Origin of the sequence: Mesorhizobium sp. 113-1-2 (assembly GCF_016756475.1) — a bacterium.
In the GTDB taxonomy this organism is placed as follows: Bacteria; Pseudomonadota; Alphaproteobacteria; order Rhizobiales; family Rhizobiaceae; genus Mesorhizobium; species Mesorhizobium loti_C.
In genome coordinates, this window is the sequence record NZ_AP023242.1 from 1,208,315 (window position 1) to 1,230,541 (window position 22,227).

Below are 22,227 nucleotides of genomic sequence, written 5' to 3' on the forward strand. Positions count from 1 at the left end.
CATGCAAACAACCTTGAAAATCGGAACACGCGGCAGCCCGCTGGCCTTGGCGCAAGCGCATGAGACACAGGCGCGGCTGATGGCCGCGCATGGCCTGCCGGCGGAAGCGTTCGAGGTGGTCGTCATCTCGACCAGCGGCGACCGCATCCAGGATCGGCCGCTGTCGGAAGCCGGCGGCAAGGGCCTGTTCACCAAGGAGATCGAGGAAGCACTGCTGGCGGGCGCGATCGACATCGCCGTGCATTCGTCGAAGGATATGCCGACGCAACTGCCGGACGGCCTGGAGCTCTCGGCCTTCCTGCCGCGCGAGGATGCGCGCGATGCTTTTGTCGGCAAGGCGGCGAAGACCATCGCCGAACTGCCGCGCGGGGCGAAGATCGGCTCGTCGTCGCTCAGGCGGCAAGCGCTGATCCGCCGCATGCGGCCGGATCTCGACGTGGTGATGTTCCGCGGCAATGTGCAGACGCGGCTGCGCAAGCTTGACGAAGGCGTCGCCGCCGGCACCATCCTCGCCTATGCCGGGCTGAAGCGGCTGGGCCTGGAGCATGTCGCCACCGATCTGATGCCGCTCGACATCTTTCCGCCCGCACCCGGCCAGGGCGCGATCGGCATCGAGACCCGGATCGGCGACCGCGCTGCTGAAAAGATGCTTGCAGCCATCCACGATGTGCCGACCGGACATGCGCTCGCCTGCGAACGCGCCTTCCTGGCGGCGCTCGACGGCTCCTGCCGCACGCCTATCGCCGGCTATGCCTCGGTCGAGGCCGGAAAGCTCTCCTTCGCCGGGCTGATCATCTCGCCCGACGGCAGGCAGTCGCACACGGTCGAGCTGCAGGGATCGGCGCAGGATGCCACCCGCATCGGCGATGAAGCCGCACGGTCGGTGCGGGCCAAGGCCGGTGAAAAATTCTTCGACGGCTGGCTCTGAACATGCTTCGCGTCCTGGTGACCAGACCGGAACCGGGCGCCTCGCGCACGGCGCGGCGGCTTCAGGAGACAGGCTTTCAGCCGATCGTTCTGCCGCTGACCGAAACGGTGGCTTTGCCTGTCGATGCGGAGTTCGTCACCGGCGATGCCATCGCGGTCGCCGTCACCAGCGCCAACGCCGTGCGTCATGCCTCAAACGAGGTCATCGCGGCGCTTGCCGCCCTACCTTGCCATGCCGTGGGCGCCAGGACCGCCGAAGCGGCGCGCAAGAAGGGGTTCTCTTCGGTCCTTGAAGGCTCGGGCGATGCCGACGCGCTGGCCGACAGCATCGCGATGGCGCTTCCCGGCAAGGCAATCACCTATCTCTGCGGACGCGTGCGGTTTCCGGTGTTCGAGCAGAGGCTGGAAGCTGCCGGAGTCCAGGTCCGGGCCGTGGAGACGTATGACACGTTGCCCGTGCCGTATTCCGACGAGACCATCCTTGCGCTGCTGTCCAGCCAGCCGGTCGATGCGGTGCTGCTCTATTCGGCCAAGGCCGCCGCTGCCATGCAACTCCTGGCCAAACGGCCTGCCCTGCAAGGAGCCTTTGAAAAGACACAGGTTTTCGCGCTTTCCGCGCGCATAGCCGCTCCTTTCGGCGACAGCCCCGGCAAAGCAATCCACGTTGCGCCGCAGCCCGACGAGGAGGCACTGCTGGCGCTTTTGCGCGTGATGCCCTGAGCCGCGTCATCACACCGCCCCTTTTCACCGCTTGGTGATGTGCTAGACCCTTTCTGAACCATCACGCGCCGGCAGGCGTTGAGACGAAGCGAATTTTGCGGAGCCCAGGCATGGTCAAGACGCCGAAGATGCGACACTCGAAAAGCCGCCGCGAGCCGGTGACCATCGATCTCGAACCTGGTGCCGTCTCCCGAATCGCCGACGAGGATGCCGCCAAGGATGCGGCCCAGACCGACGAGGCGAAGGCCGAGGAAACCGCTGATGCCTCGCAGCCGGAGGTTCCCGAAGAGCCGGTGCATGCCGACCAGACCGATCTCGAACCCTGGGAGCATGCCGATGCTGCCCCTGGGCAGGCCGGGACCGAGCCGTCCGCGGAGGCCAAGGCCGTTGAGCCCGAGCTGCCCTATCCCGGCTCGGATACGCCAGCCGATCGCACTGCCGCCTCCGACTACAATTTCGAGGATGTGTCGGCCAAGCACACCGACGACGGCAAGGCAAAAACTGGGACACGGGACGAAAAGATGGCGCCGACACCGGCTGTGGCAAAGCGTGGCGGGCTCAACGGTATTGCCGCCGGCATCATCGGTGGTGTCATTGCGCTCGCCGGCGCCGGTGGCCTGCAATTTGCCGGGCTGCTCGGCGCGCCGGGTTCCGGCGCCGGTGTCTCGCTCGACGGCGTCAATGGCGAGATCGCTTCGCTGAAGAGCGAAATCGCCGGCTTGAAGGAAACCGGCGGCAACAATGATGCAGCGGCCAAGGTGGTCGGGCTTTCCTCGGGACTGGAGCAAGTAAAGGCCGATATCGCGGCGTTGAAATCGGCGGTCGAACAGGGTGGCGCGGGCGACAATGCCGGCCTTGCCGCCCTTGGTGACAAGGTCAAGCAGATCGAGACCGCGGTCGCCGCCCTCGGCAAGGCCGGCAGCGCGGCGCCGGTCGATCTTGGCCCGCTCAACGCAAAATTGGCGGATCTCGACGCGCTGGTGAAATCGGCGGGCGAGGCGGCGAAAGCGCAGGACGGCCGGCTCGCCGCGCTGGAACAGTCGGTGTCGCAGCTTTCGGGCAAGGTCGAGGCAGCGGCGGGACAGCCGAAGATCGCGCTCGCCATTGCCGCGTCCGCCTTAAAGTCGGCGCTCGAACGCGGTGCGCCATTCTCGGCCGAACTCGACACGCTGGCCGCGATCTCACCCAACGCGCCGGAGATCGCGACCTTGCGGCCCTATGCCGAAAAGGGCGTTCCGACCCGTACCGAGATCGCCGCGCAGATGGATGCCGCCGCCAATGCCATGGTCGCCGCTGCAACGCCGGTCGATGAGAATGCCGGCTTTCTGCAGAACCTGATGTCGAGCGCCGAATCGCTGGTCAAGGTCCGGCCGATCGGCGCCGTCGAGGGTCCCGGCGCGCCGGAAACCGTGGCGCGCATGGAGGTGGCGGTCACCCAGGGCGACTATGCCAAGGCGCTCGGCGAATATAATTCGCTACCTGAGGCCGTGAAGGCCGCCGGCGCCGACTTTGCCGGCAAACTCAAGGCGCGCATCGAGGTCGAAACCCAGGTCGACGCGCTGATCTCCGGCGCGATGAAGGCATGAGGGCAAAACGATGATCCGCCTGCTCGCCTTCCTCATCGTCGTCTTCGCGCTTGGGCTCGGCTTTGCCTGGCTGGCCGACCGGCCGGGCGACATGGTCGTCACCTTCAACGGCTACCAGTACCAGGTCAGCCTGATGGTCGCGGCGGTTGCGGTCGTTGCCGTCGTCGCCGCCGTGATGATCCTGTGGTGGCTGATCAGGTCGCTGTGGAACAGCCCCTACACCATCTCGCGCTATTTCCGCGTGCGCCGCCGCGACCGTGGCTATCAGGCGCTGTCGACCGGCATGATCGCCGCCGGCGCCGGCGACGGCGCGCTGGCCCGCAAGAAGACCAAGGAAGCAGCCAAGCTGATCCGCTCCGACCAGGAACCGCTGATCCATCTGCTCGAGGCGCAGGCGTCGCTGCTCGAAGGCGATCATGAAGGCGCGCGGCAAAAGTTCGAGAGCATGCTCGACGATCCCGAAATGCGGCTGCTCGGCCTGCGCGGGCTTTATCTCGAAGCCGAACGGCTGGGCGACCGCAATGCTGCCCGGCACTATGCCGGTCGTGCCGCCGCCGTTGCGCCGCAACTGGCCTGGGCGGCCGAATCGACGCTGGAGGAATTGACCGCCCGCGGCGATTGGGATGGGGCGTTGAAACTGGTCGATGCGCAGAAGTCGACGCGGCAGATCGAACGCGACGCCGCCAACCGCCGTCGCGCCGTGCTGTTGACCGCCAAGGCACAGTCGCTTGCCGATAGCGATCCCACCGCTGCCAGGACAGCGGCACTCGAGGCCAACAAGCTGCGGCCGGATTTCGCCCCGGCCGCCGTTACCGCCGCCGCCGCACTGTTCAAGCAGAACGATGTGCGCAAGGGCTCCAAGGTTCTGGAGACAGCGTGGAGGGCCGAGCCGCATCCGGAGATCGCCGAGCTCTATACCCACGCAAGGCCGGGCGACGCGGTGCTCGACCGCCTCAACCGGGCGAAGAAGCTGCAGGAGATAAAGAAGAACCACGCCGAATCGTCGATGACCGTGGCGCGTGCCGCGCTCGACGCGCAGGACTTTTCGACCGCCCGCCGCGAGGCCGAGGCGGCGATCCGGATGGACCGCCGCGAAGGCGCCTATCTGCTGCTGGCCGACATCGAGGAGGCCGAGACCGGCGATCAGGGCAAGGTGCGGCAGCTGCTGTCCAAGGCGGTGCGGGCGCCGCGTGATCCGGCCTGGGTCGCCGATGGCGTCGTGTCGGAGCGCTGGGCGCCGGTGTCGCCGGTCACCGGACGACTCGACGCCTTCGAATGGCGCGCGCCGATGGAGCGGCTTGGCCAGTTGATCGACAGCCGCGACGATTCGCCTGAGACCACAGTGCCGGTCATTGAAGCGTTGGCGAAGCCGGCCAGTGAGAAGTCGATCGACGCGGTCGACCATGTCGCGCCGGCCAGCGAGACAGCGGGCAAGGGAACCGATAGAAGCGAAGACCAGGTCACGCCGGTCACGGCGGCTGCTTTCGCGGCGGTGCCGGCCGATGCCGAGGCGGTCGAGCCGGCGGAAGAACTGGCGCGGCTGCCGGACGATCCGGGCGTCGATCCGGACGAGGAAGCGGAAAAGTCGCCGCGCCGGTTCCGGCTGTTTTGATATTGGGCCGGCCCTTGGGCCGTTGGGGAATGGATTGATGTTCGAACGCGTTCTGTCGTTTCTCAGGGATTTGCCCGCCGGACCCGGCGCGCAGGCCAGCACGGACGATCCGCGCGTCGCGGCTTCAGCGCTGCTCTACCATGTGATGAACGCCGACGGCGTACGCCAGGATGTCGAGTGGGAACGGTTCAAGGCGGTGCTCTCCGAGAGCTACTCGATCAGCGGCGCCGAACTCGAAGCGCTGGTCGCCGCCGGCGAGCGGGCCGACAATGAGGCGATCGATCTCTATGCCTTCACCAGCGTGCTCAAGCGCCATCTCGACGTGGACGGGCGTAAGGCCTTCATCGGCCTGATGTGGGAGATCGTCTATGCCGATGGCGAGTTGCACGAGCTCGAGGACAATACGGTGTGGCGTGTCGCCGAACTGATAGGCGTCGAGCGTCACGACCGGGTCGAGGCGCGCCGCAAGGCGGCGGCGCACGCGCCGGGCGCCCGTGGAACATCCAGCGACGAATAGACGGGATCTCGCCTGACGATGCCGCGCGCAATGAGCTCGAAGCCAAAAATCCTGATCGTGCTGCATCAGGAGAATTCGAGCCCAGGACGCGTCGGCCACATGCTCATCGAAGAGGGCTTCGAGCTCGACATCCGCCGGCCGCCGCTTGGCGACGCCTTGCCGAAGACGCTGGACGGCCATGCCGGCACGGTGGTGTTCGGCGGGCCGATGAGCGCCAATGACGAGGACGAGTTCGTCCGCCGCGAGACCAACTGGCTGGAAGTCCCGCTCCGGGAGAACCGGCCATGCCTCGGCATCTGCCTCGGCGCGCAGATGCTGGTCAACCATCTCGGCGGCAAGGTCGAGGGTCACGGCGAAGGGCTGGTCGAGATCGGCTGGTATCCGCTGAAAGCGACCGAGGCCGGCCGGAAACTCATGCACTGGCCCGAAATGGTCTACCAGTTCCACCGCGAGGGCTTTTCGTTGCCGAGGGATGCAACGCTACTGGCGACGGCCGATACCTATCCAAACCAGGCCTTCCGCTACGGCGACAATGCCTGGGGCATCCAGTTCCATGGCGAACTGACCCGGGTGATGATGCAGCGCTGGGTGGTGCGCGGCGCGCACCGCTTCGAATTGCCGGGCGCGCAGCCCGGCCGCGATCACCTCGGCGGCCGGCTGATCTGGGACATGCATCTGAAGCGCTGGCTGGACGAATTTTTGCGCATGGTGTTCGGCAGGCCGGTGCGGTAGCCCCTATCCTGCAATTTCCCTAGGGTTCGAGCACCGGCCGCATGAAGCTGCGCTCATAGCTGAGAATGCTGCGATTGCGCTTTTCCGTCTCAAATACTTCCTGGCATTCCGGGTCGGCAGCCATCCGCTTGCGATAGTCCTCGTAGTCGGCAAGGTTCGGAAAGCTGAACATGGCATAGGCGATATTGTTCGCTCCTTCGCTCGGAAGGAAATAGCCATGATGGTTTCCGCCGAGACGATTGACCAGACCGATCCAGCGACGGCCATACTCTTCAAACTCGGCAAGCTTGTACGGATCGATGACATATTTCAGGTGACAGGTAATCATGGCAGCTCCTGTGACAGCGTAATCTTGCTGAGCGTCAGTTTCGCCCGTTGAGGTGACGCACCTTGCGCAGCGCCGGGAACAGATACGCCCACAGCCCGGCGACCGCGACGGCGCCGATGCCGCCGATCACCACGGCCGGAACCGTACCGATCAGCGCCGCCATGGTGCCGGCACGGAATTCGCCGACTTCGTTGGAGGCGCCGACGAAGACCTGGTTGACGGCGTTGACGCGGCCGCGCACCTCGTCCGGCGTCCACAGCTGGATCAGCGTCTCCCTGATATAGACGCTGAACATGTCGGTGGCGCCGAGGAGGGCCAATGCGACGATCGACAGCCAGGTGACGGTCGACAGGCCAAACAGCACGGTGAAGGCGCCGAATGCCGCGACAAAGCCGAGCATGATCTTTCCGGCATTGTCGCGGAGCGGATGCCCGGCGAGCCAGACGGCGACGCAGATGGCGCCGATGCCAGGCGCTGAGCGCAATAGGCCAAGTCCCCAGGGGCCGAGTTCAAGAATATCTCGCGCATAGACCGGCAGCAGCGCCGAGGCGCCGGACAAAAGCACGGCGAAGAGATCGAGCGAGATGGCGCCGAGCACGATCTTCTCGCTCCAGATGTAGCGGAAGCCGGCAAACAGCGTTTCCATCGTCGGCTTGTCGGTTGCAGTCTGCTGGGCAGGCTTGGGAATGGTGAAGATCAGCAGGCCGGCCACCAACATCAGCACAGAGGCGACGGCGTATGCAGCCTCCGGCGAAACGCCGTAGAGCAGGCCGCCGGCGACCGGGCCGATGATCGTCGCCGTCTGCCAGGCGGACGAGTTCCACGCAATCGCGTTGCCGAAATCTTCCGGTGGCACCAGATTGGCAAACAGCGACGACGAGGCTGGTCCGTAAAAAGCGCGCGCCATGCCGAACAGCGCCAGAACGACGAAGATCGGCAGTGGACTGACAAGGCCATGCAGCGTGAAGTACAGCAGAACGAGCGCGCAGCATGCTTCGACCACCGTCGACAGCGCCATGATCAGCCGGCGACCGAAGCGGTCGGCGACGACGCCGGTGACCAGCACCAGAAGCAGGGACGGCAGGAACTGGACGATGCCGACGATGCCGAGGTCGAAGGGATCGCGCGTCAAATCATAGATCTGCCAGCCGACGGCGACAGAGACGATCATGGTGGCGAAAGTGGTGAGAAAGCGCGCCGTCCAGTAGCTGAGGAAGGCTTTGTGCCGGAAGGCAGCGTAGCGCTGCTCCGGCGAAGTTTGTGCTGATGTCACGGATCAAGGCCCCATTGCGATAGCATTGGCCGTCGGGGCACTTCCCGGATGGGCGCTGGTCCGACCAATGGAACGTCTAGCAAAGTTCGATCCGGCATGTGTGCTAAAATCAGCACTGGATCAAGGGATTCTCAGCCTGTTGCGTCCATCGCACGAGGAAGTTACTGCCGCAGCGCAGCCGAGATTGCCTCGAGCCCGCCCCTCAATTCGGCTTCCGTCGGCCAGCCGAAGCCGACACGGAAGAAGCGCTTTTCCATTTCGAACCAGTGGCCGGGCCCGACATAGGTGCCGTGGTTTTCCAGCAGGTTCAGATAGAACCGGTCGAGGTCGAAGCCGGGTTCGACATTGAGGCGGGGGAAGCCGACGACACCGCCTTCGGGTCGCACCCAGTCAACCAGCGGCTCGCGGTCGATCCAGGCCTGGACGATGTCGCGGCGCTTGGCCATTTCGGGCAGCAGCACGCCCAAGAAGGCTTCCCGGCGCTCCAGAACGCCGCGCGCAATGCCCTCGTCGATGACGCTGCCACAGATTCCGATCTGCTCCTTGGCGGCGAGGAACGTCTCCTGAAGCGCTGCATCCCTGGTGATCAGCCAGCCGATGCGGATGCCGGGAATGCCGAAGGCTTTCGACAGCGACGAGACGCTGATCGCCTTCTTGCTGAGTGAGGCAGCCGATGGCAGGCGCCTGCCATAGGAGAGGTCGCGATAGGTCTCGTCGACCAGCAAATGGCAGTTGCCGCTCTCCGCGAGCGCCACCAGCGCGTCGAGATCGGCTTGGCCCATCATCGTGCCGGTCGGGTTGTGCGGACAGGTGACGCTGATCAGCCGAGTGTTCGGCCGCATCGCCCCCTTGACGGCCTCGACGTCGATGGCAAAGCCGTCCTCGAAGGCGAGGTCGACGAAGCTGATGGCGCAGCCGATCGCCCTTGGGGTTTCGATGTTGGTGGCGTAGTTGGGCCTGATGACGACGAGGTGGTCGCTCGCCGACAAAAGCGATGTCGAGATGATGAACAGCGCGCCGGCGGCACCGGCGGTGACCAGCACATCGTCAGGCGAGATGCTGGCATCCTGCGCCGCGATCAGCGCGCGCAAGTCCTTGTCGCCGCGATGCTCGCCATAGAACAGCGTTAGATCAGGCAGTGACAGGCCGATGTCGGAGAGCTTCTGGTCGGCGATCGAGCTTTCGGAGAGATTGTAGCGGATACGGTCGTAGCCGTATTCCTCCGGCGCTTCCTTCTCGATCACCATCCTGGTGTAGTTCATGGCTTCCCCCTCAAAGAACCTGTCCGGTTCATCCAAGCCACAAAAACACGAAGCCTGCCAAGGCGGTTTCGCCGGCAGGCTTCTGCTCCAGTCGTCCTAAATATTGGCTCAGGACTGATTTGCTCAGGCCGCGACCTTGGCCTTGCGGCCCTTGGCCTTGACAGGCGCCACTTCGACGGCCTTGCGGCCGAGGCCGATCGACTTCGCCAGTTGCGAGCGCGAGGCCGCGTAGTTGGGGGCAACCATCGGATAGTCCGCCGGCAGGCCCCATTTGGCGCGGTAGGCGTCCGGCGTCAGGCCGAAATGCACGCCCAGATGGCGCTTCAGCGATTTGAACTTCTTGCCGTCCTCGAGACAGATGATGAAATCCGGCGTCACCGACTTCTTCGGGTTGACGGCGGGAACCAGGGGTGCCGCCACCGGCACGGCCGGCTTGCCAAGCCCGGCGATCGAGGTGGCGACGCTGGCGATAAGGTCGGCCAGACCGGAGGCGGGCAGGCGGTTCTTCTCAACGTAAGCGGACACGATGTGGGCGGTCAGTTCGAGAAGGTCGATACGAGCGTCGTTGCTATCGTCGGTCAATGTTTCCTCCGTCTATGGTGCACGGCCTCGAAAATCGGGAGCGTTTTCGAAAGGACGAGGCACAAAAAACAAAAAATGCTGAAGCGTCTTTAGCGTGTTCCGCGGAGCACGCCGGACAGTGCGCAAAATTCCTAGTCGGCAAATCTGCGCAACGCAATGATTAAGCGCGGCGACACACGTTATTTTGAACAACTATACTAAACTGTAATAATATCAGACGATCAGGGCCTTGTCTCGCCACAGACGAAATCCGCCTTCGAAGGCGCGTGTGTTGTCACCGCGCCTGGAGTCGGCCGGTAACTCGTCGAGCTTGTCGACATTGCCGCCGCCAATGACGACATAGTCTGGCTGCAGGGCGGCGCGGAGCCGGTTGACGATGTCGAAGACAGATTCGCGCCATTTCTTCTTGCCGCGCCTTTCCAGGCCGCGCTCACCGACATAATCCTCGAAGCTCTTGGTCTTCTTGTAAGGCAGGTGGGCGAGTTCCATGGGCAGGCCTACATGGTCGGCGATCATCGCCGCGCCGAGGCCGGTTCCGAGGCCGAGGAACAGCATGCGCCCGCCTTCATAACTGCCGATGGCCTGCATCAATGCATCATTGACCACCTTGACCGGCTTGCCGAACTGCGCGGCGAAGTCGAAGCCGGCCCAACCCTTGCCGAGGTTCATCGGGTCGAGCACTGGCTTGTTGTGACGCACTGGACCGGGATAGCCCATCGAGATGACGTCGTAGGACAGGCCCTCGGCGAGCTTCTTCACCTTGTCGATCATCTGCTGCGGCGTCAGATCGGGGCCGGAATCGTCCCGGCGCTCGGCGCCGCCGGCACTGGTCAGGATCTTGACATGCGAGCCGCCAATGTCGATCGCCAGCACGACCGGCTCGGGTGCTGTTGGCTTCACTGCCTTGGCCATCGCGTTCCCTCCCTCATGCCACCGGGTCGATCCAGCCATTGGGCGGTCCGAAGCCGGCCATGGCGTCCGCCGGTCCCCATGTCTTCGGCTCGTAGAGATGCGGCGGCGTGGTGTCGCCGAGCACCGGCCCGACAATGCGCCAGGCGAGCTCCGCCGCGTCCTGGCGGGTGAAGAGCTGGCCATTGCCGTTCATGGCGTCGCCGATCAGCCTTTCATAAGGCGGCATGTCGGCCTTGCTGTCGTCAAGCGCCGTCAGTTCCACCTGCTCGCCGACCATGTCGTCGCCCGGCGCTTTGCGCTGCGCGCCGATGGCGATCACCACCTGCGGGTCGATGCGGAAACGCACGTAATTCTGGTCGGCGGGCTTGATCGGGTCGAAGACGTCGAGCGGCGGGCGCTTCAGCCGCACCACCACCTCGGTGACATGCACCGGCATGTTCTTGCCGGCGCGGATAAAGAACGGCACGTCCTGCCAGCGCCAGGTGTCGACGAAGAAGCGCACCGCCGCGAAGGTCTCGACCGGCGAGTTCGGCTTGACGCCGGGCTCGGCGAGATAGCCGGTGAACTGGCCGCGCACGACATCGTCTTTGGTCAGCGTCCGGATTGCCCTCAGCACCTGGACCTTCTCGTCGATCAAATCGTCGGCGGAGCGGCCGACCGGTGGCTCCATGGCCAGTAGCAACAGGATGTTGAGCAGATGGTTCTCGATGACGTCCCGGATGCAGCCGACATCGTCATAGAACTTGCCGCGACCCTCGATGCCGAAATCCTCGGCCATGGTGATCTGCACGCTCTCGACGTAGTTGCGGTTCCAGATCGGCTCCAGAAAGGAATTGGCGAAGCGGAAATAGAGCAGGTTCTGGATCGCTTCCTTGCCGAGATAGTGGTCGATGCGGAAGATCGACTGTTCGTCGAACACCAGATGCAGCACCCGGTTCAGCCAGCGTGCCGATTGCAGATCGTGGCCGAAGGGCTTTTCCACCATCAGCCGCGCGCCATGCGCGGTGCCCGACTGTTCCAACCCTTGCACGACCGTCTCGAACATGGTCGGCGGCACTGCCATGTAGTGCAGCGGCCGCCGGGCACTGCCGAGCGCGGCCTTCAGCTTCTCGAACGTGGCCGGATCGCGATAGTCGCCGCTGACATAGCGCAGCAGCGAGGCGAACTTGGCGAACACCTTTTCGTCGATCTTGCCTAGCGCATTGACGATGCCGTCGCGGGCGCAGTCCTGTAACTGCTTCAAATCCCAGGCGTCGAAGGCGACACCGATCACCGGTTCGGTGAGCGTGCCTTTGGCGACCATCTGGTAAAGTGCCGGAAATATCTTCTTGTGGGCGAGGTCGCCGGTGGCTCCAAAGAGCACCAGCGTGTCGGACCGTTCCTGGCTCATGCGTGCGTCTCCCGCTTCGGCGTCACTTGCCGGCCTTCGGCTTCTCGACATGGCCGCCAAAGGCATAGCGCATGGCGGACAACAGCTTGTCGGCGAATTCGGATTCGCCTTGCGAGGAGAAACGGTCGAACAGCGCCGAGGACAGCACCGGCGCCGGCACGCCGGTGTCGATCGCCGCTTTCAGCGTCCAGCGGCCTTCGCCCGAATCCGAGACCCGGCCGCCAAACTGCGCCAGGCCCGGATCGCTCTTCAGCGCGCCGGCGGTGAGATCGAGCAGCCAGGAGCCAATGACGCTGCCATGGCGCCAGACCTCGGCCACCTGGGGAAGGTCGATGTCGAACTGGTAATATTGCGGGTTTTCCAGCGGGCTGGTCTCGGCGTCCGCGGTGCGCTGCCGCTTGCCGGCATTGGCCGACTTCAGGATGTTCATGCCTTCGGCGTAGGCGGCCATGACGCCATATTCGATGCCGTTGTGAACCATCTTGACGAAGTGGCCGGCGCCGCTCGGTCCGCAATGCAGATAGCCGAAGGGCGCGGTGCCTGCGGCCTTGTCCGGGGTCGGCGCGCCGGCATCGGCGCCCGGCGCCAGCGTGGCGAAGACCGAATCGAGGTGCTGCACCGCCACGTCGGGACCGCCGATCATCAGGCAGTAGCCGCGCTCCAGGCCCCAGACACCACCGCTGGTGCCGACATCGACTAGATGGATACCCTTGCTGGCCAGTTTCGCGGCCTGGTCGACGGCGTCGTGATAGTAGGAATTGCCGCCGTCGATGACAATATCGCCAGGCTCCATCAAGTCCGCGACCTGATCCATGATCTTGCCGGTGATCGCCGCCGGCAGCATCAGCCACACACAGCGCGGCTTGGCGAGCTTGCCGACGAATTCCGTCAGGGATGCCGCCCCCAGGGCGCCGTCGGTCACCAGGGCCGCGACGCTTGCGGGGTTGATGTCGTAGACGACGCATTCATGGCCGTCGCGCATCAGGCGGCGCACCATGTTGGCGCCCATCCGGCCCAGTCCCATCATTCCGATCTGCATGGTTTCGTCCCGATTGTTTGAGGAAAGAACAAATCTATCGGCCCCGCTTAATCATGATGCGTCAATGCCGACGCTGAAGTCGACATTCTCCCAACGCATCGCATCGGGCCAGAAAAATGTGAAGACGAGGGTGCTTCCCGCTACCAGTCCGGCGACCGGCAGGTCGACCAGATGGACGCCGAAAGCGCTTTCCCCGGTCTTGTGGTCCTGGATCGTCAGCCAATTGTCACTGCTCCAATGGACAACGCCGGGCGCCGAAAGTTCGACGCGCAAAACCTTGCCGGCGGGGATGGAGCGGATCTTGTTGTTGAAGCGCCATATTCTGAGCGGCGAGCTTGTCTTGCCCTTGATGTAGCGCTCGACGCCTTGCGGCGGCATGTCGAAGACCGCGCCGTCGCGCAGCGATCGCAACAGCTTGATGTGCTCGGCATGCGCCCAGACCAGCGGCATGGCGCTGCCGGACGGTTTGCCCAGCCACAGCTCGCGATCCGGCACATCCGGGCTGTCCCAGACCTGTTCCGGCAGCAGCCCGCCTATACCCGCCGAGCGCTCGAAGGTATCGAGCAGCTCCGAGGCCTTGTCCTTGCGGCCGGCGGCAAGTTCGTAATGCGCCCGCTCGCCGGTGAGCAGGGGCCAGGCGCGTCCCCGGCCGGTGCCGTCGAAAGGCGTGCCATCCTCGTGCTCGCCATAGCCGTCACTGGTGTAACGGTACCAGACCGGGCCTTGCGGCAGATCGCAACGCAAGAGGGCATCGACGGCCTTGACCGTATCGACGATGCGCGGATCGTCGGCCGCCCTGAGGCCAAAGCGGACCAGGGCCAAAGCGTCGGGGCTGATTATGGCTTCCGCCGGTTTGTCGGTGTCGCCCGGCGGCCGGTTCTTGATCGGCACGAAGCCGTCCTTCGGCGCAGCGACGCCGGCATCGTCCGGCGGCGCGATGCGGACATAGTAACCTCCGACGCCTGCATCGATGCAGAGTTGAGTGCCGGTGACATAGGTCCAGCGTTCGACCTGATCGTTCCAGCAATCGGCGGTTTCGCGCAAATAGTTTGCCGGCTCATTCTTTCCGAAGACATCCAGCATGTCGGCGGCGGCAAGCAGTGCGGCGATCTCGACAGCGAGCGTGAACGGGCTGTATCCGGCGTCTTCCTCCCAGCGATCCTCGCCGGTGACGGGGCCGTTGCGCACGATATAGGAGGCCGCGCTTTCGATCATGGCCAGGAAATCAGCGAGTTTTGCGCGCGGCAGATGGTCGGCGCGACGCAAGGTGTCGGCCAGAAGCAGCGGAAAGGCGCATTCATCCATCTGGATGCCGGGCCAATAGGGGGTGCCGTTTGACCAGACATTCTGCGGCCAGTGGCCGTCCGGCTGCTGGATCGAGCGCAGATAGGTCAGGATCTGCAGCGCCTGCTTGCCGTCGCCGGCGGCGAGGAAACCGCCGGCGGTCTCGACCAGGTCGCGCGGCCAGACCAGGTGGTACCCGCCGAGATCGTCGTCGCCCTTGTTGAAGCCCCAGGGGATCGACAGGCTGGCAACGGCAGCGCCGGGTCTTGTGACCGACAGATGCAAGGCCAGAACCGCCGTGCTCACACGATAGGTGTTCAGCCCGGAGGCGGTGTGGCGATCGAGCTTCTCGAGCCCGCCCTGAAATGTCCGCCAGTTCTCGACATAGGTTTGCGCGGCGGCGTCGAAACCCTGCTTGAGACTGGCCAGCGCCAGGTCGGCGGCTGCTTCCGGCGACGCGCCGAAGCCAAGCGCCAGCAAGGCCGTGGTTTTGTCGGCCGAGAAGCCGATCTCGCCGGTCAGCGCGACATTGCCGTCTTCCGCCCGCTGGCAGGAAGGATCGAGCGCACCGCCGTTCTGCAATTGCTGCCAGCCGTCGGAGAAGCCGACATAGCCGGCCGAACAGGCTTTCCAGGGCAGCGAGGAAACCAGCGCCAGCGAGACGCCGCGCCCTGTGGCGAAGAGCATGCGCTGGCCCTTGTGTTCGCCGGCCCAGGCCGTGTTGCCCATGCCGGCGTTGACGAGGTGCGGCGCAAGCAGCGCGTAGACATGGTAGTCGGTCGCTGAGCCTTTCAGCGGTACGAATGCAATCTCTTGCAGCAGGACAGGCCGTTTCGGATCCGTAATGATGCGCTTTTCGATACGGTAGGCGCCGTCTGTCGCGGTGTTGGTCAGCCTGTAGCCCGGCACGCCGTCCTCGAAAGGCGCTACAGCGTGCGCGGCGTCGCGCTTCTCTTCCGAGAAATAGCCGCCGGGGCCGGTGACGATCAGCTCCATGTCACGCGTGCAGGCACTGTCGAGACGCGGATAGTAGATCTCGTTCAAGATGCCGTGACTGATCGTGAACCAGAGCGGGCTCTTGGCTGAAAACGCGGTGCCGACGCCACTCTTGGCGCTTGATGTCCAGCGTGCCGGTATCCCGGGCGCGCCTATGGCAACGGTCGGCGTTACTGCCATCAATTGGCCTCCTGTCGTGCTCCTAGACCATGGGCCGGCGGCTTTTTCAATCATCGCACCGCAAGTTGATCGAAGGCATGACAAGCTTTGCAGTTGACAGCTTGCGGTTCGTCTGAATTTGTCTGACAATAGATAAAAAACAGGGACTGGGCATAACGATCATCAGGCGAAACTAGCAACTTTGGGAGGAAATCATATGAAGAAACTGCTCGTTCTGGGTGCGCTGACGGCTATGTTGGCCTCGGGCACAGCGCTTGCCGACACCAGCGGCAAGAAGATCGCATTCTCCAACAATTACGCCGGCAATTCGTGGCGGCAGGCGATGCTCGACAGCTATGGCATCGTCACCAAGAAGGCGGTCGAAGACAAGGTCGTCGGCGCGGCCGACATCTTCACCACCGCCGACAAGGAAGTGCCGACGCAGGCGGCTCAGGTGCAGAACCTGATCCTGCAGGGCTATGACGCCATCGTCATCAACGCCGCCTCGCCGGATGCGCTCAACGGCGCCATCAAGCAGGCCTGCGATGCCGGCATCGTCGTCGTCTCCTTCGACGGCACCGTCACCGAGCCCTGCGCCTACCGCGTCGTCGTCGACTTCAAGGATATGGGCAAGCAGGAAGTCGAGCAGATGGCCAAATTCCAGCCGAAGGGCGGGAACCTTTTGGAAATCCGCGGCCTGGCCGGCACGTCGATCGACGATGCCATCCATGCCGGCATCCTCGAAGGCGTCGCCGCCCATCCCGAATTCAAGATCGTCGGCTCGGTGACCGGCGACTGGGACCAGACGACGGCGCAGAAAGCGGTCGCGACCATCCTGCCCTCATTGCCCGATGTCGTCGGCATCGTCGACCAGGGCGGTGACGGCTATGGCGCCGCACAGGCTTTCGCCGCCGCTGGCAAGCCGCGCCCGACCATCATCATGGGCAACCGGCAGGACGAGCTGAAGTGGTGGAAGGAACAGAAGGACAAGGACGGCTACAAGACCTGGTCGGCTTCGATCGCGCCCGGCGTGTCGTCGCTCGCCTTCTGGGTTGCACAACAGGTGCTCGATGGCCGCAAGGACATTCCGCACGACCTGCTGGTGCCGTATCTCGCCTTCACCCAGGACGACTTCGAGGCGGCCCTGCCGAAGATCAAGGAAGGCGGGGTCGCCACGCACGAATACACGCAGGAAGACGCCCTCGCGGCGATCAAGGCCAATATCAAGTGAATGTCGCGCCAGTGTTGCCCTTCGTACCATCGCGCGGATATCTCTAGGCATGCCTGAAGGGAACGCTGACATCATCAGACTGAACGGCGCCGAAAAACATTTCGGCGCCGTTCGCGCGCTGGGCGGGGTGGATTTCCATGTCCGGCCCGGCGAATGCGTCGGCCTGGTCGGCCACAATGGCGCCGGCAAATCGACGCTGATGCACATGGTGGCGGGCACGCTCACGCCCGACAGCGGCAAGATCGGCGTGCATGGCGGCAGCGAGGACAACTACTCGGTGTCGCGGGCGCAGAAACTCGGCATACGCTGCGTGTTCCAGGAACTGTCGCTGTGCCCCAATCTCAGCGTCGCCGAAAACACCCGCATCAACCACGCCTCGCTCTCGGGCTTCGGCTGGCGGCGCAAGGCGGCAGCACTGATCACCGCCAAGCTGGACGAGATCTTTCCGGATCATGGCATCTCGGCCTGGGACATTGTCGGCGATCTCTCCATCGGCCGGCGCCAGATGGTCGAGGTGGCGCGCGCCTTTACGGTGACGCAGGATCGGCTCGACCTCGTCATTCTCGACGAGCCGACCTCGTCGCTTGACGCGCATACATCAGGTCAGTTGCTGGCCTTCGTGCGCCGTTTCATTGCCGGCGGCAAAAGCTGCATCCTGATCTCGCATGTGCTGGGCGAGGTGCTGAAAAACGCCGACCGCATCGTGGTGATGCGCGACGGCAAGGTGGTCGTCGCCGATGCGGCAAATGCCTTCGACCGCGACCGGCTGGTGACGGCGATGGGCGGCGCGGAAGCGCGCCAGAAGATCGCCGCCGAGATTGCCGCCGCCAAGCCGGCAGCCGGCCCGTTGCGGGTGCGGGCGCGTCCCGCCGCGCAGAAGGACGGCGCTGACCTTGTCGCCCGCACCGGCGAGATCATCGGCCTTGCCGGGCTGGCGGGACACGGCCAGACCGACCTGTTGCTGGCGATCTTCGCTGCCGCCTCGCGCGCCAGGACCGGCATCGAGGTGACCGCGCCGGTGGCGCTGGTGGCCGGCGACCGCCAGTCGGATGGCATCTTCCCGCAATGGTCGATCGCACAAAATATCGGCATCCGTTCGCTGGCGCGCCTGCGCAACGGGCTGTTGATTTCGCCGCGGCGCGAGGCCGAACTTGCTGAGACCTGGCAGAAGAAAATCGGCATCCGCACGCCCGACATGAACAACAACATTTTTTCGCTGTCGGGCGGCAACCAGCAGAAGGCGCTGTTTGCCCGCGCGCTCGGCTCCGATGCCCAGATCGTGTTGATGGACGATCCGATGCGCGGCGTCGATATCGGCACCAAGCTGGAAGTCTACGACCTCGTGCGCGAGGAGGCTGGCCGCGGCCGCACCTTCCTCTGGTACACGACGGAAACCGAAGAGCTCGACAATTGCGACCATGTCTATGTCTTCAAGAACGGCCGCATCGTCGCCAATCTGGGCCGCGACGAATTGACGGAAGAGAAGATCATCCAGTCCTCGTTCGGCGACGCGGCCTGACATGACCGCCGCCAGTCTCGACACCACTGCCAGGAGTTCCGCCGAGCGTGGCGCGCTGGCCCGTGCCCGCCTGCTGCGCGGGCTGCTGCCGGCGCTGTCGCTGGCATTGGTGCTCGCCGCCATCGCCTGGCTCAACCCGCGCGCCATCAGCTATTTCGGCTTCAGCCTGATGCTGAACTTGGCGATCCCCATCGCGCTGGCGACGATCGCGCAGATGTTCGTCATTGCAGGCAATGAGCTCGACCTGTCGATCGGCACCTTCGTCGGTTTCGTTGGCTGCGTCACCGCGACCTGGCTGAAGGACGCGCCGCTCATCGGCGTCGCCATCCTGCTCGGATCGATCGGCATCTATGCGCTGCTTGGCGCGCTGATCCATCTGCGCAATCTGCCGTCGATCGTCGTCACGCTCGGCATGAGTTTCGTGTGGCAGGGGCTGGCGATCCTCGTCCTGCCCAAGCCCGGCGGCAAGGCGCCGGACTGGCTGCTGGCGATCATGTCCTTCAAGCCACCTCTCATTCCCTTCCCGATCATAGCGGCGCTGCTGATCGGGCTCGTCGTCCATTTCGGCCTGATGCGCACCTCCTATGGCGTGATCTTGCGCGGCTCCGGCGGCAATCCGGCCGCACTCAAGCGCGCCGGCTGGTCGCTGCTGAAGACCAAGATCGTGCTGTTCGCGCTGGCCGGGCTGTTCGGCGTGCTGTCGGGCATGGCGCTGATCGGCATCACCACCTCGGCCGATGCCAATATCGGCAATGGCTATACGCTGCTTTCGATCGCCGGCGTCATCCTCGGCGGCGGCGAATTCGTCGGCGGCCGAGTGTCGCCGATCGGCGCGGTGATCGGCGCGCTGACACTGGCGCTGGCCGCGTCGCCGCTGCTCACCTTCATGCACATTCCGCCCGACTGGCAGGTGGCCGCCAATGGCGCCATCCTCATCATCGTTCTGGCGGCGCGGGTGCTGATCAGCCGCAGGGAGAGGTGAGCGATGATTCTGGTTAGATCGCTGGCCGGCAAACCCTGGATATGGTCGTTCCTCGGCGCGCTTGTCGTGTGGCTGGCGACGATCGCCTTCACCGGCGGCTATGGCGCCGGCGGTATGGTCACGGCGGCATTGTCGCTTGCCGTGTTCACCGTCATCGTCGGTGTTGGCCAGATGTTCGTCATCACGCTTGGCCCGGGCAATGTCGACCTGTCGCTGCCGGCCAATATCGGGCTCGCCAGTGCGGTGGCCATGAAGGTGATGGCCGGCAGCGATTCCATGATCGTGGTCGGGCTGCTGGCTGCGCTTGCCTGCGGCGCGGCGATCGGCGCGGTCAATTACCTGTTGATCTGGGCGCTGCGCATTCCACCGATCATCGCCACTTTGTCGGCGAGCTTCATCATCCAGTCGATCGACATCAGCTATGGCCGTGGACTGCAGATCAAGCCGCCGCCGGGCTTTGCCGATTTCACCAATTGGCAGGTGCTGGGCATTCCGGTGCTGGCGATCCTCACCGTGCTGTTCACAATCGGCGCGGCCATCGCCTTGCAGCGCATGATCTATGGCCGCTCGGTGCTGGCGATCGGCCAGAACATACGCGCCGCCTGGCTCGCCGGCGTCAATGTCGGCCGCATCCGCTTCCTCACCTACACGCTGTCGGGCGCGCTCGGCGGCATCGATGGCGCGCTGCTCGCCGGCTATTTCAGGGGCGCCAATGTCGATATCGGCAATGAATACCTGCTCGCCTCGATCGCCGTCGTGGTCATCGGCGGCACGTCGGTCGCCGGCGGCAAGGCCAACGTGCCCGGCGTCTGGGGCGCGGCGCTGTTTCTGGTGCTGCTTTTGACCATGCTCAACACGTTCGGCGTCAGCGCCGGCGTGCGGCTGCTGCTGACGGGACTGATTATCGTCGGGGTGATAACGGCGGCGGGTGGCGAGAAGGCGGTGCGGTAGCGTGAAGGATCACGTCGACGCCGAGCTCCCGGACAATCGTTAGGCCAGCCCAACAGCGGGTTCCCATTCGCGGCGCGCCCTAGTAAACCCTTCCGCGATCGCAGTTCGCCTCGGGAGGGTTCCGCTTGTCCAGTTCCGTTAGTGTCGTGAACGACAATGGCGTCGCCATCGTCACCATCGACAACCCGCCGGTCAACGCGCTGAGCTTCCATGTCCGCGAGCCGCTGATGCAGGCGCTGGTTGCCTTGCGCGACGATGCCTCGGTCACGGCCATCATCATCGCTTGTGCCGGCCGGACCTTTGTCGCCGGCGCCGACATCACGGAATTCGGCAAGCCGGTGCAGCAGCCGGACCTGCGCGCCCTGATCGTGACGCTCGAGACCATCGCCAAGCCGACAGTCGCCGCCATCCACGGCACGGCGCTCGGCGGCGGGCTGGAACTGGCGCTCGGCTGTCATTTCCGCGTTGCCGATGCCGGCGCCAAGCTCGGCCTGCCGGAGGTGAAACTTGGCCTGCTGCCGGGCGGCGGCGGCACGGTGCGGCTGCCGCGTCTTGTCGGCGCGCTGAAGGCGCTGAGGATGATCGTTTCCGGCACGCCGATCGGCGCGACCGAAGCGCATGCCGCCGGGCTCGTCGATGCCGTCTTCGAAGGTGATCTGACCACGCACGCCGTGAACTTTGCCCGCGAAATCGCCCGCAAGGGTGGTCCTTTCACGCCTGTACGCGATCGCAATGACGAGCTTGGGGAAACCGACCTCGCGGCTTTCGATGCCGAGGCGGCGGAGCTCGCCAAAAAGGCGCGCGGGCTGGAGGCACCGATCGCCTGCGCGCAAGCGGTTCGCAACGCCCTCACGCTGCCCTTCGACGAAGCGCTGGCGGCGGAGCGCGCGCTATTCGTCAAACTGGTCGCCAGCGACCAGTCGCGCGCGCAGCGCCATCTGTTCTTCGCCGAACGTGAGGCGGCAAAACTTCCCGGCAAGGATACACTTAAGCGCAGGATCGCACGCGTCGGTGTGATCGGCGCCGGCACGATGGGCGGCGGCATCGCCATGGCGTTCGCCAATGGCGGTTTTTTGGTCACCTTGCTGGAAACCAGCGCGGAAGCGCTGCAGCGCGGGCTGGGCACGATCGAGAAGAACTATGCCGTCTCCGTTTCGCGCGGCTCCCTGACCGAAGATGCCAAGCGTCAGCGGCTCGCGCAGTTCAAGGGCTCGACCGACTATGCCGATCTCGCCGAGTGCGACCTGATCATCGAGGCGGTGTTCGAGGACATGGCGGTCAAGAAGGAGGTGTTCGGCAAGCTCGACACCGTGGCCAGGCCCGGTGCGATCCTTGCCACCAACACTTCCTATCTCGACATCAATGAGATCGCCGCCTCGATCTCGCGGCCGCAGGATGTGCTCGGCCTGCATTTCTTCTCACCGGCCAATGTCATGAAGCTGCTGGAGATCGTGCGGGCCGACAAGACAGCGCCGGATGCTCTGGCGACCGTGGTCGATCTCGCGCGGCGGATCGGCAAGGTGGCGGTCGTCGTCGGGGTCTGCCACGGCTTCGTCGGCAACCGCATGCTGGCAGCGCGCGGTTCGGAATCGGAAGCGCTGCTGCTGGAGGGCGCGACACCCGGCCAGATCGACAAGGCCTTCACCGATTTCGGCTGGCCGATGGGGCCGTTCCAGATGGGCGATCTGGCCGGCCTCGACATTGGCTGGCGCAACCGCAAGGCGCGCGGCCTGACGGCCGTCATCGCCGACACGCTGTGCGAACAGGGCCGTTTCGGCCAGAAGACCGGCCGGGGCTTCTATCTCTATGAGGCTGGCGCACGGGCGGGCGTTCCCGATCCTGAGGTCGACGCGCTGATCCGTGAAAAGGCCGCCGAGCGCGGCATCGCGCCGCGTGCGATCAGCGCTGACGAAATCATAGAGCGTACGCTCTATCCCCTGGTCAATGAGGGGGCGAAAATCCTCGAGGAGAAGATCGCGGCCCGCGCCTCCGACATCGATGTCGTCTGGGTCAATGGCTACGGTTTTCCGATCGGCAAGGGCGGGCCGATGTTCTGGGCCGGCCTGGAAGGGGCGGCAAAGATCGTCGAGCGGCTCGACTACTGGCACCAGCGGACCGGCAAGGACGTGTTCAAGCCGGCCCCGCTGCTGAAGCGAATGGCCGAGACCGGCTCCTGGGAGGTCGAGGCGACGGACTGATCAAACGCCCGCTGAAGGTGAGGGCGA

Annotated in this window: 19 protein-coding genes; 11 read left to right on the plus strand and 8 right to left on the minus strand. The window is 64.7% G+C overall.

Annotated elements, in window-relative coordinates; all coding sequences use genetic code 11:
* Position 1: 1 nt before the first annotated feature.
* From hemC to JN279_RS05770, 6 genes are all read left to right on the plus strand, one after another.
* On the plus strand, positions 2 to 928 hold the full coding sequence (gene hemC / locus JN279_RS05745; RefSeq protein ID WP_202352249.1) for a hydroxymethylbilane synthase: 927 nt from the start codon (positions 2 to 4) through the stop codon (positions 926 to 928).
* A 2-nt stretch (positions 929 to 930) separates the two neighbouring features.
* A complete protein-coding gene (locus JN279_RS05750) occupies positions 931 to 1,647 on the plus strand; it encodes a uroporphyrinogen-III synthase (RefSeq protein ID WP_202352250.1) in 717 nt (238 codons plus the stop codon).
* A 110-nt stretch (positions 1,648 to 1,757) separates the two neighbouring features.
* Positions 1,758 to 3,233 carry a COG4223 family protein gene (locus JN279_RS05755; protein WP_202352251.1) on the plus strand — a complete coding sequence of 492 codons (1,476 nt, stop codon included), beginning with the start codon at positions 1,758 to 1,760 and terminating at the stop codon, positions 3,231 to 3,233.
* Between the two features lie 10 nt (positions 3,234 to 3,243).
* A complete protein-coding gene (locus JN279_RS05760; protein WP_202352252.1) occupies positions 3,244 to 4,845 on the plus strand; it encodes a heme biosynthesis protein HemY in 1,602 nt (533 codons plus the stop codon).
* Between the two features lie 37 nt (positions 4,846 to 4,882).
* Positions 4,883 to 5,362, plus strand: a complete 480-nt coding sequence (locus tag JN279_RS05765; RefSeq protein WP_202352253.1) for a tellurite resistance TerB family protein — start codon at positions 4,883 to 4,885, stop codon at positions 5,360 to 5,362.
* 18 nt (positions 5,363 to 5,380) lie between these two features.
* Entirely contained in the window at positions 5,381 to 6,094 is a 714-nt protein-coding gene (locus JN279_RS05770) for a glutamine amidotransferase (protein ID WP_202352254.1), read from the plus strand.
* Positions 6,095 to 6,113: 19 nt separating this feature from the next.
* Here JN279_RS05770 and JN279_RS05775 read toward each other — a convergent pair whose 3' ends face one another.
* From JN279_RS05775 to JN279_RS05810, 8 genes are all read right to left on the minus strand, one after another.
* On the minus strand, positions 6,114 to 6,422 hold the full coding sequence (locus tag JN279_RS05775) for an NIPSNAP family protein (protein ID WP_202352255.1): 309 nt from the start codon (positions 6,420 to 6,422) through the stop codon (positions 6,114 to 6,116).
* A gap of 34 nt (positions 6,423 to 6,456) precedes the next feature.
* Complete coding sequence (locus JN279_RS05780) at positions 6,457 to 7,695, minus strand: MFS transporter (RefSeq protein WP_096451574.1); 1,239 nt, start codon at positions 7,693 to 7,695, stop codon at positions 6,457 to 6,459.
* A 161-nt stretch (positions 7,696 to 7,856) separates the two neighbouring features.
* Positions 7,857 to 8,957, minus strand: coding sequence for an aminotransferase class I/II-fold pyridoxal phosphate-dependent enzyme (locus tag JN279_RS05785; protein ID WP_202352256.1), 1,101 nt, complete (start codon positions 8,955 to 8,957; stop codon positions 7,857 to 7,859).
* Positions 8,958 to 9,080: 123 nt separating this feature from the next.
* Positions 9,081 to 9,539 carry a MucR family transcriptional regulator gene (locus tag JN279_RS05790; RefSeq protein ID WP_202352257.1) on the minus strand — a complete coding sequence of 153 codons (459 nt, stop codon included), beginning with the start codon at positions 9,537 to 9,539 and terminating at the stop codon, positions 9,081 to 9,083.
* Positions 9,540 to 9,752: 213 nt separating this feature from the next.
* Positions 9,753 to 10,451, minus strand: coding sequence for an ROK family protein (locus tag JN279_RS05795; RefSeq protein ID WP_202352258.1), 699 nt, complete (start codon positions 10,449 to 10,451; stop codon positions 9,753 to 9,755).
* A gap of 13 nt (positions 10,452 to 10,464) precedes the next feature.
* Positions 10,465 to 11,841 carry a glucose-6-phosphate dehydrogenase gene (gene zwf, locus JN279_RS05800; RefSeq protein ID WP_202352259.1) on the minus strand — a complete coding sequence of 459 codons (1,377 nt, stop codon included), beginning with the start codon at positions 11,839 to 11,841 and terminating at the stop codon, positions 10,465 to 10,467.
* A 22-nt stretch (positions 11,842 to 11,863) separates the two neighbouring features.
* Positions 11,864 to 12,880 carry a phosphogluconate dehydrogenase (NAD(+)-dependent, decarboxylating) gene (gene gnd / locus JN279_RS05805; protein ID WP_202352260.1) on the minus strand — a complete coding sequence of 339 codons (1,017 nt, stop codon included), beginning with the start codon at positions 12,878 to 12,880 and terminating at the stop codon, positions 11,864 to 11,866.
* 51 nt (positions 12,881 to 12,931) lie between these two features.
* Complete coding sequence (locus tag JN279_RS05810) at positions 12,932 to 15,340, minus strand: glucan 1,4-alpha-glucosidase (RefSeq protein ID WP_202352261.1); 2,409 nt, start codon at positions 15,338 to 15,340, stop codon at positions 12,932 to 12,934.
* 196 nt (positions 15,341 to 15,536) lie between these two features.
* On the opposite strand from JN279_RS05810, the gene JN279_RS05815 reads away from it, so the two are divergent.
* The 5 genes from JN279_RS05815 (at position 15,537) to JN279_RS05835 (ending at position 22,200) form a co-directional block, all read left to right on the plus strand.
* Positions 15,537 to 16,550, plus strand: a complete 1,014-nt coding sequence (locus JN279_RS05815; RefSeq protein WP_096451559.1) for an ABC transporter substrate-binding protein — start codon at positions 15,537 to 15,539, stop codon at positions 16,548 to 16,550.
* A gap of 49 nt (positions 16,551 to 16,599) precedes the next feature.
* Positions 16,600 to 18,069, plus strand: coding sequence for a sugar ABC transporter ATP-binding protein (locus tag JN279_RS05820; RefSeq protein ID WP_096451556.1), 1,470 nt, complete (start codon positions 16,600 to 16,602; stop codon positions 18,067 to 18,069).
* A 1-nt stretch (position 18,070) separates the two neighbouring features.
* A complete protein-coding gene (locus JN279_RS05825) occupies positions 18,071 to 19,051 on the plus strand; it encodes an ABC transporter permease (protein ID WP_096451554.1) in 981 nt (326 codons plus the stop codon).
* A 3-nt stretch (positions 19,052 to 19,054) separates the two neighbouring features.
* A complete protein-coding gene (locus JN279_RS05830; RefSeq protein ID WP_096451552.1) occupies positions 19,055 to 20,002 on the plus strand; it encodes an ABC transporter permease in 948 nt (315 codons plus the stop codon).
* 125 nt (positions 20,003 to 20,127) lie between these two features.
* Positions 20,128 to 22,200, plus strand: coding sequence for a 3-hydroxyacyl-CoA dehydrogenase NAD-binding domain-containing protein (locus tag JN279_RS05835; protein ID WP_096451550.1), 2,073 nt, complete (start codon positions 20,128 to 20,130; stop codon positions 22,198 to 22,200).
* Positions 22,201 to 22,227 lie beyond the last annotated feature (27 nt).